Source organism: Streptomyces sp. NPDC088910 (genome assembly GCF_044749865.1).
Lineage (GTDB): Bacteria > Actinomycetota > Actinomycetes > Streptomycetales > Streptomycetaceae > Actinacidiphila.
The window spans coordinates 710,246-725,518 of record NZ_JBIVIV010000001.1 but is presented as its reverse complement, the minus strand read 5'-3'; the positions used below and the strand labels follow the sequence as shown (position 1 = coordinate 725,518).

The 15,273-nt window shown below is 71.8% G+C and carries 11 protein-coding genes; all 11 read right to left on the bottom strand.

Annotation, left to right across the window (positions count from 1 at the left end; genetic code table 11):
- Positions 1-9 precede the first annotated feature (9 nt).
- On the bottom strand, positions 10-1,449 hold the full coding sequence (locus ACIP4Z_RS03080; RefSeq protein WP_401304628.1) for a PP2C family serine/threonine-protein phosphatase: 1,440 nt from the start codon (positions 1,447-1,449) through the stop codon (positions 10-12).
- A gap of 14 nt (positions 1,450-1,463) precedes the next feature.
- The gene (locus ACIP4Z_RS03075; protein WP_355337159.1) at positions 1,464-4,079 is read right to left on the bottom strand and encodes a tetratricopeptide repeat protein; all 2,616 of its coding nucleotides are present in this window, start codon (positions 4,077-4,079) and stop codon (positions 1,464-1,466) included.
- A gap of 139 nt (positions 4,080-4,218) precedes the next feature.
- Complete coding sequence (locus tag ACIP4Z_RS03070; RefSeq protein WP_401304625.1) at positions 4,219-5,514, bottom strand: hypothetical protein; 1,296 nt, start codon at positions 5,512-5,514, stop codon at positions 4,219-4,221.
- 57 nt (positions 5,515-5,571) lie between these two features.
- Positions 5,572-6,549 carry a transporter substrate-binding domain-containing protein gene (locus ACIP4Z_RS03065; protein WP_391046758.1) on the bottom strand — a complete coding sequence of 326 codons (978 nt, stop codon included), beginning with the start codon at positions 6,547-6,549 and terminating at the stop codon, positions 5,572-5,574.
- Positions 6,550-6,656: 107 nt separating this feature from the next.
- Entirely contained in the window at positions 6,657-8,063 is a 1,407-nt protein-coding gene (locus ACIP4Z_RS03060; RefSeq protein WP_391046756.1) for a hypothetical protein, read from the bottom strand.
- Positions 8,064-8,264: 201 nt separating this feature from the next.
- Positions 8,265-9,287 carry a BadF/BadG/BcrA/BcrD ATPase family protein gene (locus ACIP4Z_RS03055; protein ID WP_355337163.1) on the bottom strand — a complete coding sequence of 341 codons (1,023 nt, stop codon included), beginning with the start codon at positions 9,285-9,287 and terminating at the stop codon, positions 8,265-8,267.
- Positions 9,284-10,546 (bottom strand): 6-phospho-beta-glucosidase, encoded by a 1,263-nt coding sequence (locus tag ACIP4Z_RS03050; protein WP_401304621.1) that lies wholly within the window; start codon positions 10,544-10,546, stop codon positions 9,284-9,286. Before ACIP4Z_RS03050 ends, ACIP4Z_RS03055 begins: the two co-directional genes overlap by 4 nt.
- On the bottom strand, positions 10,543-11,457 hold the full coding sequence (locus tag ACIP4Z_RS03045; protein ID WP_355337167.1) for a carbohydrate ABC transporter permease: 915 nt from the start codon (positions 11,455-11,457) through the stop codon (positions 10,543-10,545). The genes ACIP4Z_RS03050 and ACIP4Z_RS03045 overlap by 4 nt, the downstream gene beginning before the upstream one ends.
- Positions 11,458-11,459: 2 nt before the next feature.
- Positions 11,460-12,410, bottom strand: a complete 951-nt coding sequence (locus tag ACIP4Z_RS03040) for a sugar ABC transporter permease (RefSeq protein ID WP_355337169.1) — start codon at positions 12,408-12,410, stop codon at positions 11,460-11,462.
- Positions 12,410-13,741 (bottom strand): extracellular solute-binding protein, encoded by a 1,332-nt coding sequence (locus tag ACIP4Z_RS03035; RefSeq protein ID WP_391160396.1) that lies wholly within the window; start codon positions 13,739-13,741, stop codon positions 12,410-12,412. Before ACIP4Z_RS03035 ends, ACIP4Z_RS03040 begins: the two co-directional genes overlap by 1 nt.
- Positions 13,742-13,989: 248 nt before the next feature.
- Positions 13,990-15,225, bottom strand: a complete 1,236-nt coding sequence (locus ACIP4Z_RS03030; protein WP_401304617.1) for an ROK family transcriptional regulator — start codon at positions 15,223-15,225, stop codon at positions 13,990-13,992.
- Positions 15,226-15,273 lie beyond the last annotated feature (48 nt).

The window sequence follows — 15,273 nt, the reverse complement described above, 5'->3', positions numbered from 1 at the left end:
CTGCGCTCCTTAAAGCCCGTTCACAGCCCCGCCCAGGCCCTCCGTGACCTGGGCGGGTGGGAATCCTGCCCGCGACACGGCGGCCGGGAACGGCAGCACCGCGACCGTTACGTTGTCGTGGCCGCCGCCGTCCAGCGCCACCCCGACCAGCGTCCGCGCGCTGTGCAGCGGGCGGGTCCTGGCGTCCGGCGGTACGACCTCGGCCATCTCGGCGGCCGACTCCGCGTAGTTCCACAGCCCGTCGGTGCACACCACGATGACGCCGGGGCTCTCCGGCTGGAAGGCCGCCACATGCGGGTCGACCTCGACGGCGTCCGCGCCGAGCCAGCCGGTGATCGCGTGCGCCCGGTCGTCCGCGTACGCCTCCGCCTCGGTCATCAGACCGGCGGAGACCATCCTGGCCGCCCACGAGTCGTCCTCGGTGAGCCGGGCCGACGGGCGGTCGCGGTCGTCGGGGATCCAGTACGCGCGGCTGTCGCCGATCCAGCCGACGGTGAAGACCGGGCCGGTGACGACGGCGCTGACGCAGGTGCAGGCCGGTGCGTTGTGGTGCGGGACGCCGTCCTGGGTCTCCTCCTCGGCGAGCGCGCTCACCGCGTCGAAGGCCGCCATCAGCGCGCCGCGCATGGCCTCCTCGGCGGGGGCGCCGCGCTCCAGCGAGGCCAGCAGCGACTCGTTGCCCGCCACCGACGCGGCGGCCGACGCGTCGTCCGGGCGGTACGCGGTGGACACGCCGTCGCAGACCACCGCGGCGACCGCCGGGGTGCCGTCCGGCAGCGAGGTCGTGGACAGGGCGAAGGCGTCCTCGTTGCGGTGGTGCCGCAGCCCGCGGTCGCTCACCGCGGCCACGCCCTCCAACTCCTGCTCCTGGTGGTCCCGTTTGCGCGGCTGGGCGTGCCCGCAGTGCTCGCAGTACCCGTCCGCGTCGACCCCGCCGAGGCCGCACGCCACGCACACCGTGCCGTTCTCCTCCGCCGGTTCCTCCTCGCGCGGATCCGACACCTTCGCACCGGCCAGCGGCACCCCGAGCGCGAGCGTGTCGCCGCCGCCGCCCGGCTGCGCCGCGGCCTGCGGGGGAGCGAGCAGGAACGCGTCGGTCGCGGGGCCTTCGCCTTCGGCTCCACCGCCGGGTTGCCCGGTGCCGCCGAGCCCGCCGCCGAGCTGACCCTCCTGGCCGCCGCCTGCGGCCTGTGGGCGCGCGCCGCCGTGCGGGTCGCCGTCCGTGCCCGCCGGTCCGGCGGACGAGGGCGCGGCTCCCGCCGGACCGCCCGCGGCGCCGGGCGCTTCCGCGCCGGAAGGCGACGCGGCGGACCCCGCCGTTGACGGGTCCGCGCCGGAGGCGCTGAGGCTGAGGTCCGCGCCGCAGTGTTCGCAGAAGCGGTCCTCCGCGTCCAGCGGCTCCGCACAGGAGGGGCACAGCGTCGTCGTGGAAGGCGGCGACTCGGGCATTGGCGGCATCTCGTTTACACCCACGTCCGGGGGCGGAAGCGGTTGGCGCGTTCCACCAGTTCGATCCTCGTACTGCCCTGCTGGGCGAGCCTGGCCAGCACCCGGTACGAGCGCTCCAGGCCGAACCGCAGGTCCCGCTCGTTCAGGGCGGAGCCCAGAACGGCCTTGTGCGGTCCGGCTGTTGACGGTACGCCCGGAGCGCCCGCCGGGAGGTCCCCGACACGGCCCGCCAGCACCCAGTCCAGCGCGCTGCCCAGCACCTCGGTGGCGAGCTGCTCGCGCCGGTCGGAGTCCAGGCCCTGCCGTTGCAGCTCCTCCACCTGGAGCCCGGCCGCCTGGAGGTCGGCCAGCAGCGGCTCCTGCGGCGATCTGTCCCGCAGCCGGGCCCTGATCGCCGCCACCCGCGCGGCGGTGAAGTGGATCGACGACTCGGGCACCGACTCCAGGACGCGTACCGCGCCCTGCCGGTCGCCGGAGGCCAGCAGCACCCGGCCGAGACCGAAGGCCGCGCTCACATAGCTCTGGTCGGTCGTCCACACCAGCCGGTAGTACTCGGCCGCGTTGTCCAACTGCCCCAGCACCTCGGCGCAGATGCCCAGCGCCAGCTTCGGCGCGGGCTCACCGGGGAACGCGTCGTAGACCGCGTCGAAGCTCAGCGCCGCCGTCTCGTGGTCGCCCGTGCACAGCGCCGCCAGGCCGCGGTGCCACACCACCCGCCAGTCGATGGCGTCGTCCTCGGCGTCGGCGAGCGTCGCCATCACCTGCTGGGCGCCGTCGAGGTCGGCCATCTCCAGCCGCGCCCGCAGCTCCCGCAGCCGCTTCTCCACCGAGTCCTGCGGCGCGGAGTGCAGCGCCGCCACCAGCTCGGCCGGGGCCGCGGCCGAAAGCCCGGCCAGGAAGCCCGCGTTGGGGTCGGCGGGGTCGACATGCGGTACGGGCAGCGCCAGTACGGCCGCGCCCGCGTTCAGCCGCGACACGGTGGGGCTGGTGGCGGGCGGCGGGCCCCAGTTGGGCAGCGGGGCGCCGATCACGGTCGGGCTGTACGCGCCGGGGCCGGGCACCGCGGGCAGCCCCGCGGGCTGGGCCGGGATGCTTCCGGCGGGCAGCGCGGGCGCCGACCCGTTGCCGCCGACCCGGTCGCGGCGCCGCGACGCCTTCTCCAGCGCGCGGTCGGCGCCGAGCGTCGAGGTGTCACCGGTCACCGGCCGTACCAACTCGGTGTCCACCACGCGCAGTTCGGGGCCGAAGAGGGTGGACAGCGCGGGCCGCGGGCGGCCGGTCTCCAGGGCGACGACCTCGCGCAGCACGCCCAGGAGCTGGTCGGACATCTCCTCGGCGGAGGAGAACCGCTTGTCCGGGTCCGGGTCGGTCGCGCGGACCAGCAGCCGGTAGAAGGACTCGTAGCGGGAGAAGACCTCGATGTTGCCCGGGTCGGGCAGGCTGTCCACGAAGACGTTCGTGTAGCCCTGGAAGTCGAAGGTCAGCACCGCGAGCGTCCGCGCCACCGTGTACAGGTCGGAGGCGACCGAGGGGCCGACCTCGGCGACCTCGGGCGCCTGGTAGCCGACCGTGCCGTATATCGCCGACTCGGTGTCGTCCATCCGCCGCACGGCGCCCATGTCGATGAGTTCGAGCCGGTCCTCGGTCTGGATGGCGTTGTCGACCTTGAAGTCGCAGTAGAGCAGATTGCGGCTGTGCAGGTGCCCCAGCGCGTCCAGCGCCTCGATGGCGTACGCGATGGCCTGCGCGACCGGCAGCGGCTCGCGCCTGCCGTCCGGCGTACGCCGCTCGTTGGCGATCTCCTTCATCGACTTGCCGCCGACGTACGCCATCACGATGTACCCGTCGAGGGTGCCGGTGCGCTGGTCGAGGTGCTCGACGAAGTTGTAGATCCGGACGATGTTGGGGTGCTCGATCTCGGCGAGGAAGCGCCGCTCGGAGACGGCCGCGGCCAGCGCGTCCTCGTCCCCGGTGTCGAGCAGGCCCTTGAGCACCACCCAGCGGTCGGACACCGCCCGGTCCACCGCCAGGTAGATCCAGCCGAGACCGCCGTGCGCCAGGCAGCCCACCACGTCGTACTGGCCGTGCACGATGTCGCCGGGCCGCAGCTTGGGCGAGAACGAGTACGGGTGGCCGCACTTGCTGCAGTAGCCCTCGGTACGGCCGGGGCGGTCGCCGCGGCTGCGGCCGACGGGCGCGCCGCAGTCGCCCTTGCTGCAAAAGCGCTTGCGCTCGGGCACCTCGGGGTTCTCCAGCACCGCGGCGGCCGGGTCCGGCCGCGGCACCGTCGGCACCGACACCAGGCCCGCGCCGAGCTTGCCGCGGGTGGAGCCGCTGCTGGAACTGCGGCTGCTGCGCACCGACACCGAACGGCCGGTGGCGGTGCCGCTCAGCGACCGCGACAGCCGCCCGGAGACCGAACGGCGCGAGGCGCGGGAGGACGACTTGGAGGACCGCGAGGAGGAGTGCGACGAGGTCTGCGAGGACACCGAACGGCCGGAGCGGCCCGAGTCCGCGCCGCGCGCGCCGGGCACCGAGCCCGCCGCGCCCACCGGACCCGCGCCGCCCTGCGCGGCCACCGGCAGCGGCGCGAGGCCGCAGGTGTCGCAGTACAGCTCGCCGCCGCCCATGTCCTCCAAGGTCCCGCCGCAACCGGGCCGTTGGCACTTGCTCACGGTGTTCCCCCTCAGCCTTTCCCCTGTCGCGCGTACGCCACGCGCGCCCTGTACGCAACGGTCCCGTCCGACGACGACATTCCGGCGGTCCCGGTCATACCGGCCCCCTGCTGTCCTGCGGCCCCGACGTCCGCGGCACGGTGACCTCCGCGACCGCCTGCTGATACCGCTGCACGGTGCGCTCGGCCGCGGCCAGGTCGCACGGCGCGCTCCACAGCAGACGGCGCGCCTGGTCGTACCGCTCGATCAGCAGCGGGTCCTCGGCCATCCCCAGCCGCGCCACCTTCGCGCGGTACGCGTCCAGTCTGCCGCGCAGCTCCGCCCTGACCGCCAGCGGCGCGGTCACCGCCGTCAGCGAGTCACGGGCCCGCAGCAGCTCCTCGTCCGCGCGCTCCTCCAGGCCGTCCAGCAGCGGGGACAGCCGGTGCCACTGCGAGCCGCGCCAGAACGCCTCGGCGGACGCGAGCTGTTCGTGCAGCGCCGCCGCCGGGCCGCTGACCGCGGGCACGTCGGACGCCAGGATCTTCGACAGCACCTCGACCCGGGCGCTGCGCGCCTCGGTCAGCGTGCGGTCGGCGCGCGACAGCACGTCACGCAGCCGCAGCAGCCGGTGCTCGGCGTCGTCCCGTACGTGCAGCACCGCCTCCACCTCGCGGCGGATCTGCTCCAGTTGGCGGCCCGCCTGCTCGTACCGCTCGGTGTCGGGGCGGCCGGGCGAGGGTGCGGCCCGCCAGAAGGCGAGCGGGTCGGAGACGGTACGGGCGCGCAGCACGCCCAAGTCGTCGATCAGACCGGCCAGTTCGTCGCCCGCCGGGTGCGTGCCCGGCCGTACGCCCACCGAGTCCGCCAGCGACTGGACCCGCCGGGTCTCGGCGGCCAGCAGGTCGATCCTGGCGGGCAGCGCCGACCACACGGAGTCGGCGGCGGCCACCGTCTCCATGGCCTGGTCGTACCAGCCGTTCATCCGCGCGAGCAACTGCTCCAGGCTGAACTTCTCGGTCAGTTTCGCCGGGCCGGTCAGCGACCTGGCGGCGTCCGGGGTGGCGGCCCCGGTGACGGTCACGCCCTCGCCGCGCAGCAGTTCGGTCAGCCGGAGCAGTTCGGTCTGCGTCGGCCAGCGGCGCTTGGCCCGCAGCTCACGCGCGCTGTCCAACGCCTCGGTGTACGCCTCGAAATGCGCCCACAGCAGGGTGATCGCCGCGTCGGTCTCCGCCCAGCGCTCCTTGGTGACGCCGGTCAGCTCGGCGCCCTCCAGCAGACGGCGGCCCGAGTGGTCCTGGAGGGCGAGCAGCGAGGACTCGATCGCCTCGTGCTCGGTGCCGAGCCGCTCCAGGGCACGGTCGACCTCTTCCCGTCCCATGACCGGTCCGGTGGGTCCAGCGACCGCCATCACACCCTCTTTCCGCTGTCCGTGTGCGCTGTTGGTGCCCCCGACTGCGTCGCGCCGTTACTTGTAGTGGGCCTCCGGCGGGCCGGTGATCCCGGACAGGTGCTGGCCGAGCCAGCGGTGGTACTGCCGCATCCACTCGCTGTCGGCGCCGCCGCCGCTGTACGTCGCCAGCACCTGGTTGACCTGCCGGATCAGGTCGGTGTCCGCCAGGTTCATCGCCACACCGTACGGCTCGGTGGTGACCGGTTTGCCGACCAGCCGCATCGACGGGTCCTGCGCGGCCTGGCCGGCCGCGAGCGCGTTGTCGGTGAACACCGCGTCTGCGAGGCCGAGTTGCACCCGCACCAGACAGTCGAGCTGGTTCGGCACCAGCATGATCTTCGCGCCGTGCGGGTCCGCCTGGAGCTTGGTCTCACCGGTCGAACCGGACGCGGTGCAGACCTTCTTGCCGCTCAGCGAGTCGTCGAAGCCGGTGACGGGGGAGCCCTCGGGCGCCAGAAGCTGCTGGCCCGCCATGAAGTAGGCGCTGGAGAAGGCGATCTGCTTGTCCTTCTCGGTCAGCCGGGAACACGTGATGCTCATCGTGCGCACCACCATGTCGACCTTGTGGGTCAGGATCATCGGGACGCGCTGGTCGGTCGGTATCGTCAGGTACTGCACCTGCGCGTTCTCGCCGAGGATGCTCTTCGCGATGGCCTTGACGATGGCGATGTCGAAGCCGGTGATCTCACCGGAGACCGGGTCGCGGTAACCCCACAGATAGCTGTTCTGGTCGACACCGACGATCAGCCGCTTGTTCCGCCTGATCCGCTCCACCGCCGCGCCGTCCCGCGTCCCGCCGTCGGGGTCGAGGCTCGTGACCGCGCCGGTCGCCGGGTCCAGGGCCGTCGCGGAGTTCTCGCACGCGTCGTCGGCCGCGTACTGCGCGTGCGTCACCGGCGCCCGCGGGGCGGTCCTGCCCGCGTCGGCGGCGGGAGCGGTGTCCGACGGCAGCAGCAGCGCGGCGCTCAGCGCCAGCGCGCACGCCGAGGCCATCCCCGCGACGCCGCCCCAGCCGCGCAGCCTGGCCCTGGCCCGCCTGCCGCGTCCTGGCCGTATCGCTTCCACAGTCCGCCTCACCCCGGGTTCGTTCCGCACGCTCATCACCGGTACTCCGACAGGCGGCGCCCGATGCCGAACACCGCGCCCGCCGCCGCCAGCACCGCGAGCACCGCCGCGCCGTACGGCAGCAGCGACAGCGCGCCGTGGCCGTTCCTCGCGGCCTGCTGGAACTCGTGCTGCTCCTGCGCGACGGCCTTCTCCAGACTGGCGTCGACCACGTCGAAGCACTGCCCGGTGGTCTCCGTGACCGTCTTGCCCTTGCTGTCCTTGCCGCCGATCACCTCGGCGACCGCCGTGGCGTAGTCACCGTTGTTGTCACTCGCCCTGGCCACATCGTGCCTGCCGCGCCACGCCTGCACACCCTTGATCGCGGAATCGACCGGGGTGCGGCCCGCCGTGTTGTCGGCCAGCTTCAGCGCCTTCGCCAGCTCACCGCCCACACCCTTGGGGTCCTTGCCCGCCAGCGTCTCCATGCCGCTCTGGAACGTCGCGTCGTATGCGCTGCCGGAACCGCGGGCCACCAGCGTCAGATTCTCGTCGCCGCGGGCCTGGAGCACCGCGATCCGCGCGCTGTTGAGCACCTTCATCGACTCCGCGCCGTGCGCGTCGGAGTTGTCGAGCTGCGTACGCGCCACCGTGTGTCCCACCACCAGCCACAGCAGGACCACCGCGCAGGCGGCGGACGCGGCGAGCATGCCGTGGTTGAACACCCGGTTGGTGCGCCGGTAGTGGCGGCGCTGCGCCCACACCAGGCCGCCGAGCGCCACAATGCCCAGCGCCCACGAGGCGTAGGGCAGCGCCTTGGCGCCGGAGTAGTCGTCGTCCAGCCGCGCCGACTCCGCCTCGTACAGCTTCTTGGAGGCGTCGAGCAGCCCGCCGGGCTTGCGCATCTGCTCGTTGGCGAACCGCAGGTAGGCGCCGCCCAGCGGCAGGCCCTGCCGGTTGTTGGCCTGGGCGGTGGCCACCAGCTTGGTGTACCGCGGGAGCTGCTGGTTGAGCGAGGAGATCTGCGCGCTCGCCTCCGCGGACCCTTGCGTGTTCGCGGCGGCGTGCGTGATCAGCTCGGCCGCGGTGTCGATGTCCTTGTCGTAGCGGTCGGTGACCGAGCGCGGCTCCTGGCCGCCGACGAGGAAGCCGCCCGCCACCGTCGCGTCGGCGTCGGCGAGGCTGCGGTAGATCTCCGCCGCGTCCGCGCTCAGCGGCCCGCTGTGGTGGAGCACGCTGCCCGCGGCCGTCGTACGGTCGCTGACCTGCCAGGCCGTGACGGCGCCGAACGCCACGACCAGCAGGGCCAGTACGGCGCCGATGATCCGCAGCCGGCCCGGCTCCGTGGTGGCGGCGGCCTTGAGCTGATCCGTACGTTCCACCCAGGCCCGGCGGCGCTGCGCCGGTACCCCCGCCCGGTTCAGCCCGTTCGAACCCCCGCCCATCGTCGGCGTCTGCGTCACTCACCCTCCCCCGGGACCGACCACCGCGTCCGCGGAAGTCACGCTCTCAGCCAGCAGTATGGCCGCAGCCACCTGCATCCACCTAGCCAACCGGTGGATCTTGCCGCACGACCGCCTTGCCTGCTCCCCTAACCCCCCACACGCGTCACCGCCCTGTTCGGTTCCCGGGTGACCGGGAACCGAACAGGGCGGTGTGAGGCGTTACGCGTAGTGGGCCCGCAGTGCCGCGTGGGACCGCGGCGGGGCCGCCAGGTGGTCCAGACCCAGCAGGGCCGCGCCGAGCACCGGCGGCGCCGTCACGACGTGCGGCCGGGCCTTGGGGGCGCGGGCGGTGAGCCGTTCGGTCAGGGCGTCCATGAGATACGGATTCCTGGCCGCCATGACCCCGCCGCCCAGCACCACGTCGGCCTCCTCGTCCAGCAGGTCGAGTCTGGCCAGCGCCACCGTGGCCAGGGCCACGATCTCGTCGGCCTGCTGGTCGAGTATCGAGCGGGCTACCGCGTCCCCCGCGTCGGAGGTCGCGAACAGCACGGGCGTCAGCTCGTACTTGCGGGCCGCCGGAATCGTTTCCAGGTGCAGCGCCTCGATCAGCGCGTACATCGTGGGCAGTCCGAAGTGCGCGGGCAGTGTGGCCGCCAGCGCCGTCGGTCCGCCCCGGCCGTCCTCGGCGCGGGCGGCGTGGAACAGGGCCTCCTCGGCGAGACCCGAACCGCCGCCCCAGTCCCCGGAGATCTTGCCGATCGCCGGGAAACGGGCCGTCCTGCCGTCCGGCAGCATGCCCACGCAGTTGATGCCCGCGCCGCACACCACCGCCACCCCGCGGGGCGCGTCCACGCCCGCCCGCAGGATCGCGAAGGTGTCGTTGGCGACGCGCGTCGACCTCGCCCAGCCGCGCCCGTGCACCGCCGCTTCGAGCTGCTGCTCCTCGACCGGCAGGTCCGCGTTGGCCAGACAGGCCGAGGTGTGCTCCACCAGAGGTGTCCCCGTATCGGCGCTGTCGGAACCGTCCGCGGCACGCCGCAGGCCCGCGTCGGCCGCCGCGCGCTCCACGATGCGCGCGAGGGCGTCGACGGCTGCCCCGACCCCGACGACCGGCGGCTGGAAGCCGCCGCCGCGGGCGGCGCCGAGCACCGTTCCGTCGGCGGCGACCAGCGCCACGTCGGTCTTGCTGTTGCCCGCGTCGATGGCGAGGACGCCACCGGGGACGAGCGGTTCCCGGCTCACGCCCACGCCAAGTGCTCCCGGTTGTGCGCGACGAGACTGTCGGTGAGCGCCTCGGCGTACTCGTACTGGCCGATCAGCGGGTGCGACAGCAGCGCCTTGAACACCCGGTCCCGGCCGCCGCGCAGCGCGGCCTCGAGCGCCAGGTCCTCGTACGCCGTGACATTGGCGATCAGGCCCGCGTACAGCGGGTCGAGCGGCGCGACCGGCAGCGGCTTCGTGCCGTTCCCGTCGACCACCGCGGGCACCTCGATGACGGCGTCGTCGGCGAGGAACGGCAGCGTGCCGTTGTTGTACGTGTTCACCACCTGGACATCGCCGGTGTCGCGCAGCAGCGAGGACGCCAGCGCCACCGCGGCCTCCGAGTAGAAGGCGCCGCCGCGCTTGGCCAGCAGCTCCGGCTTCTCGTCCAGCGCCGGGTCGCCGTACATCTCCAGCAACTGCTTCTCCATCGCGGCCACTTGGGAGGCCCGCGACGGCGTGGTCCGCAGTTCGCGCACCACCTCGTCGTGCGCGTAGTAGTAACGCAGGTAGTACGAGGGGACGACGCCGAGCCGGTCCACGATCTCGCGCGGCAGGTGCAGGTCGGCGGCGATCGTGTCGCCGTGCTCCGCGAGCAGCTTGGGCAGCATGTCCTCGCCCTGCGGCCCGCCCAGGCGCACCCCGCGCTCCCACGTCAGGTGGTTGAGCCCGACGTGGTCCAGGTGCACCTGCTCCGGCGAGACGTCCAGCAGCTTGGCGAATTTGCGCTGGAAGCCGATCGCCACATTGCACAGCCCGACGGCCTTGTGCCCGGCCTGGAGCAGCGCCCGGGTCACGATGCCGACCGGGTTGGTGAAGTCGATGATCCACGCCTGCGGCGCGACCCTGCGCACCCGCTCGGCGATGTCGAGGACCACCGGGACCGTGCGCAGCGCCTTGGCGAGACCGCCCGCGCCGGTGGTCTCCTGGCCGACGCAGCCGCATTCGAGCGGCCACGTCTCGTCCTGGTTGCGCGCGGCCTGCCCGCCGATCCTGAGCTGGAGCAGCACGGCGTCCGCGCCGGCCACCCCCGACTCCAGGTCGGCGGTGGTGGTGATGGTGCCCGGATGGCCCTGCTTGGCGAAGATCCGCCGGGCGAGCCCGCCGACCAACTCCAGGCGGTCCGCGGCCGGGTCGACCAGCACCAGTTCCTCGATCGGCAGAGTGTCGCGCAACCGCGCGAATCCGTCGATGAGTTCGGGGGTGTACGTGGACCCGCCGCCCACGACTGCCAGTTTCATCCCTTGACTCCCGTCAGGGTCACGCCTTCGATGAAGGCCTTTTGCGCGAAGAAGAAGACCACGATCACCGGGGCCATCACGAGAACGGTGGCCGCCATGGTCAGATTCCAGTTGGTGTGATGTGCGCCCTTGAAGGACTCCAGTCCGTAGCTGAGCGTCCAGGCCCCGGGGTTGGAGCTGGCGTAGATCTGCGGCCCGAAGTAGTCGTTCCAGCAGTAGAAGAACTGGAAGAGCGCCACCGCGGCCAGGGCCGGCCTGATCATCGGGACGATGACGGTGAGCAGCGTGCGCAGCTCACCGCAGCCGTCGACCTTGGCGGCCTCGGTGTACTCCTTGGGGATCGTCAGCAGGAACTGCCGCAGCAGGAAGATGGTGAACGCGTCACCGAAGGCCATCGGGATGATCAGCGGCCACAGGCTGCCGTCCATCCCCAACTGCTTGGTCCAGAACAGGTACATCGGGATGATGACCACCTGCGGCGGCAGCATCATCGTCGAGATCACCAGGACCATGACCAGATTACGGCCGCGGAAGCGGAACTTGGCGAGCGCGTACGCCACCGGCAGGGACGACACCACGGTCAGCACGGTGCCGCCGACCGCGTACACCAGCGTGTTGCGCCACCAGGTCAGGAAGCCCGGGGTGTCCCACACCGTGCGGAAGTTGGACCATTGCCAGTGGTCGGGCCACAGGTCGCGGGTGAGCGCCTGGTTGTCGCTCATCACCGCGGTGAGGAAGACGAAGACGAAGGGCAGCACGAAGAAGGCCGCCGCCGCGATGCCGAGCGAGTGCACGGCGATCCAGTGCAGGGTCTCCTTGCGGCGCGCCTTGCGCCGGGCGCGGAGGTCGGGGCCGCGGCCCGCGGCGGAGTCGCGGACGGCGCCGCCGGGCGCGATGGTCGCTTGGGTCATGATCAGTCCTCCGCCGACAGGAAGCCGTTGCGGCGGCGCAGCAGCAGCGCCGTGAACGCCATCGAGAGCACGAACAGCACGAGGGCGATGACGCACGCCGAGCCGTAGTCGAAGCGCTGGAAGCCGCGTTCGTAGACCAGTTGCGGCAGGGTGAGGGTCGACTTGTCGGGGTAGCCGGGCTCCACCTGCTGGCCGGAGTTGCCGATCACCCCGCTCGCGACCTTCCCCGCGACCAGCGGCTGTGTGTAGTACTGCATGGTCTGGATGACACCGGTGACCACCGCGAACATCACGATCGGCGAGATGTTCGGCAGCGTCACGAACCGGAAGCGGTGCCAGGGGCCCGCGCCGTCCAGCTCCGCCGCCTCGTACTGCTCCTTGGGCACGTCGAGCAGCGCGGCCATGAAGATCACCATCAGGTCGCCGATGCCCCACACGGCCAGCATGGTCAGCGCGGGCTTGGACCAGTGCGGATCGGTGAACCAGCCCGGGGTGGGCAGACCGAAGTCGCCCAGCAGGTGGTTGACCGGTCCCGTACCGGGGTTGAGCAGGAAGACGAACGCCATCGTCGCGGCGACCGGCGGGGCCAGGTACGGCAGGTAGAACGCCGTACGGAAGAAGCCCGCGCCCGTCTTGATCTTCGTGATGAGCAGGCCGATGCCGAGTCCGAACAGCACCCGCAGCGTCACCATCACGACGACCAGCCACAGCGTGTTGCGCAGCGCGGGCCAGAAGAACGGGTAGTCCGAGAAGACGTACGACCAGTTCTTGCCGCCCACCCAGGTCGGCGCGTTGATGCCGTTGTACTTCATGAACGAGAAGTAGACGGTGGAGACCAGCGGGTACACGAAGAAGACGCTGAACCCGATGATCCAGGGGGACAGGAAGGCCAGGGTGCGCAGCGCCGACTTGCGGCGCTTGGCCTTCAGCAGGGGATGGAGGGCGGCGGTCATCACTTGGCCTGCGCGATGTCCTTGTCGACCTGCGCGTCGACACCCTGGAGACCCTGCTCAAGGTCCTTGGACTTGCCGGACTCGTAGGCGTAACCGAAGTCCTGGAGCGTGAGCTGGTACGCGCCGCCGTTGATGCTCGGCGGGGTGGTGGTGCTGTTCGGGTTCTGCGCGATGTCGATGAAGGTCTTGAAGCCGGGGTCGGCGTCGAGCTTCGGCGACTTCAGCGCGGCCAGCGTGGAGGGCACGTTGTGGATCGCGTTGGCGAAGGAGACGACCGCGTCGGTGTCGGTGGTCATGAACTTCACCAGCTCCCAGGCCGCGTTCTTCTTCGTGCTGGTGTTGGCGATGCCGATGATCGTGCCGGACAGGTAGCCCTTGCCGTACGTGCTCGCCTGGTCGTCGGGGACCGGGAAGGGCGCCACGCCGAGGTCGTTCATCCCGGCGTCCTTGGCCATGCCCAGCCGCCACTCGCCGTCCATGCCCATCGCGACCTGGCCGGTCAGCAGCGGGTTCTTCGCGCCGAATTCGTCACCGAAGGTGTTGCGGTACTTCTCCAGCTTGCCGAAGCCGCCCAGCGACTTGACCATGTCCTGCTGCCAGCCGAACATCTTCGCGAACCCGGGGTCCTTGGCCACCTGGGACTTGCCGCTCGCGTCGAAGTACTTCACACCCCACTGCGCGGCCAGGTGCGTGGTGGTGGACTCGTAGCCGTGGAAGTTCGGCATGAAGCCGAGCTGGCTGTACGAGTCGCCCTTGGACTTCGTCAGCTTGATCGCGTCGGCCTTGAACTCGCTCATCGTCTTGGGCGGCGCACTGATCCCGGCGGCGGCGAACGCCTTCTTGTTGTAGTACAGCCCGTACGCGTCACCGAGCAGCGGCAGCGTGCAGCGGGTCCCGTTGAACTGGGTGTACTCCAGCATCGGCTTGGGGAAGGTGGCGGCCGGGTCGATCTTCGACTTCGTCAGGAACGGGCCGAGGTCGGCCATCGAGCCGGAGGAGCAGAACTGGCCGACGTTGTCGGTGGTGAAGGAGGAGACGACGTCGGGGGCCTTCGAACCGCCCGCGCGCAGCGCCTGGTTGATCTTGTCGTCGGTGATGTTGCCCTGCACCTTGACGTGGATGTTGGGGTGGGCCTTCTCGAACCGGGCGACGTTGTCGTTGATGGCCTTCAGCTCGTTGGGCGCGGTCCAGCCGTGCCAGAACGTGATGGAGACGTCCTTGCTGGCGTCGTCGTCGGCCGAGCCGGAACTCTGGCCGGTACATGCGCTCGCGAGCAGCGATATCGCGGCGGTGGCCGCTACGGCGGCGGCTGCCTTCGTCAGACGGGACACTGCGCTTCCTCCGGGGGATCTTCGGGCCTTGCGGGCCTTTCAAGTACTGCTTTCAAGGACTGGTCGAGGGTGTGCTGAGGGCCTGTTGAGGGTGTGCTGAGGGTGTGCGGGACCACCGGAGCGGCGGGGTGTGCCGGTCCGCTGGATCTGCGGGGTACGCGGGTTCTGGGCTCTGGTGGTTCTGGCTGTGGCGGTTCTGGCTCTGGCTCGGGCGGTTCGGGGTGGCGGGGTCCGTTGTCGGGGCGGGGTCAGCGCGAGGTGTCGAACACCTCGTCGCGGGTGGTGGCGAGCGCGCTCTCCAGCGCCCCGCTCAGTACGGGGTGGTCCTGGACCGTGCCGAGCACCAGATGCGGCCGGGGTACGGCCAGTTCGGCGAGTTCGGCCTGGACCAGGGCGCGCAGCGGTTCGCCGCCCGCCACGGTCACATCGCCCGACAGCACGATCATCGCCGGGTCGAGCACGGCGACCAGCGAGGCCAGACCGATGGCGGTGCCGGTGGCGAACCGGGCGAGCAGTTCGCCGTACGGGCCGCTGTCGGCGCCGGTCTCCTCGCTCGCGGTGCGCCGCAGCGCGGCCTCGGCGAGCAGTTCGGCGGCGGCGTCCTGCTGGGTGCCGGCCGGGACGTCGATGCCGAGTTCCCTGGCCAGCCGCAACACGGCGTTGCAGCCCGCGAGTTCCTGGAAGCCGCCGTTGTTGGCCTTGGTGACGTTGCGGACCAGCGGGGTGCCGGGCACCGGCAGGAAGCCGACCTCGCCCGCGCCGCCGGTCCAGCCGCGGTGCAGCCGGCCGCCGATGACGATGGCGGCGCCGATGCCCTCCTCGTTCCACAGCAGCACGAAGTCGTCGTGCTCGCGGGCGGCGCCGATCCGCTGTTCGGCGACGGCGGCGAGATTGACGTCGTTGTCGTACTCCAGCGGCATCGGCAGCGCGGCGGCCAGCTCGTCCAGCAGCGCGGGGGCGTGCCAGCCGGGCAGGTGGCTGGCGTAGCGCAGCCGTCCGGTGCTGGGGTCGAAGGCGCCGGGCGTGCCTATGACGATCCGGTGCAGGTCGGAGCGGTTCAGCCCGGCGGCCTTGGCCGCGCCGTCCACCGCCTGCACGACCTGCTCCACCGCGTTGCCCGCGGTGCGGCGGCGCGGGGTGAGCAGCTTGAAGGTGCCGACGGTACGGCCGGTGATGTCGGCGACCGCGGCCCTGATCCGCTCGGAGTTGACATCGAGTCCCGCCACGTACGCGGCGGCCGGATTGACCGAGTAGAGCTGGGCGTTGGGGCCGGGGCGGCCCGCCGTGGTGCCGGTGGCCTGGACCAGCCCCGCCGCCTCCAGGCGCGCCAGCAGCTGCGACGCGGTGGGCTTGGACAGTCCGGTCAGCTTACCGATCCGGGTACGGGAGAGCGTGCCGTGCTCCAGCAGGAGGTCGAGTGCGGCGCGGTCGTTCATGGCGCGCAGTACGCGCGGCGTTCCAGGGGTGCCAGCCATGCGCGCCATCCTCCCTCAGTTCACTGTTAGGAAAGTTTCCTATTGGCAAAACGAAAG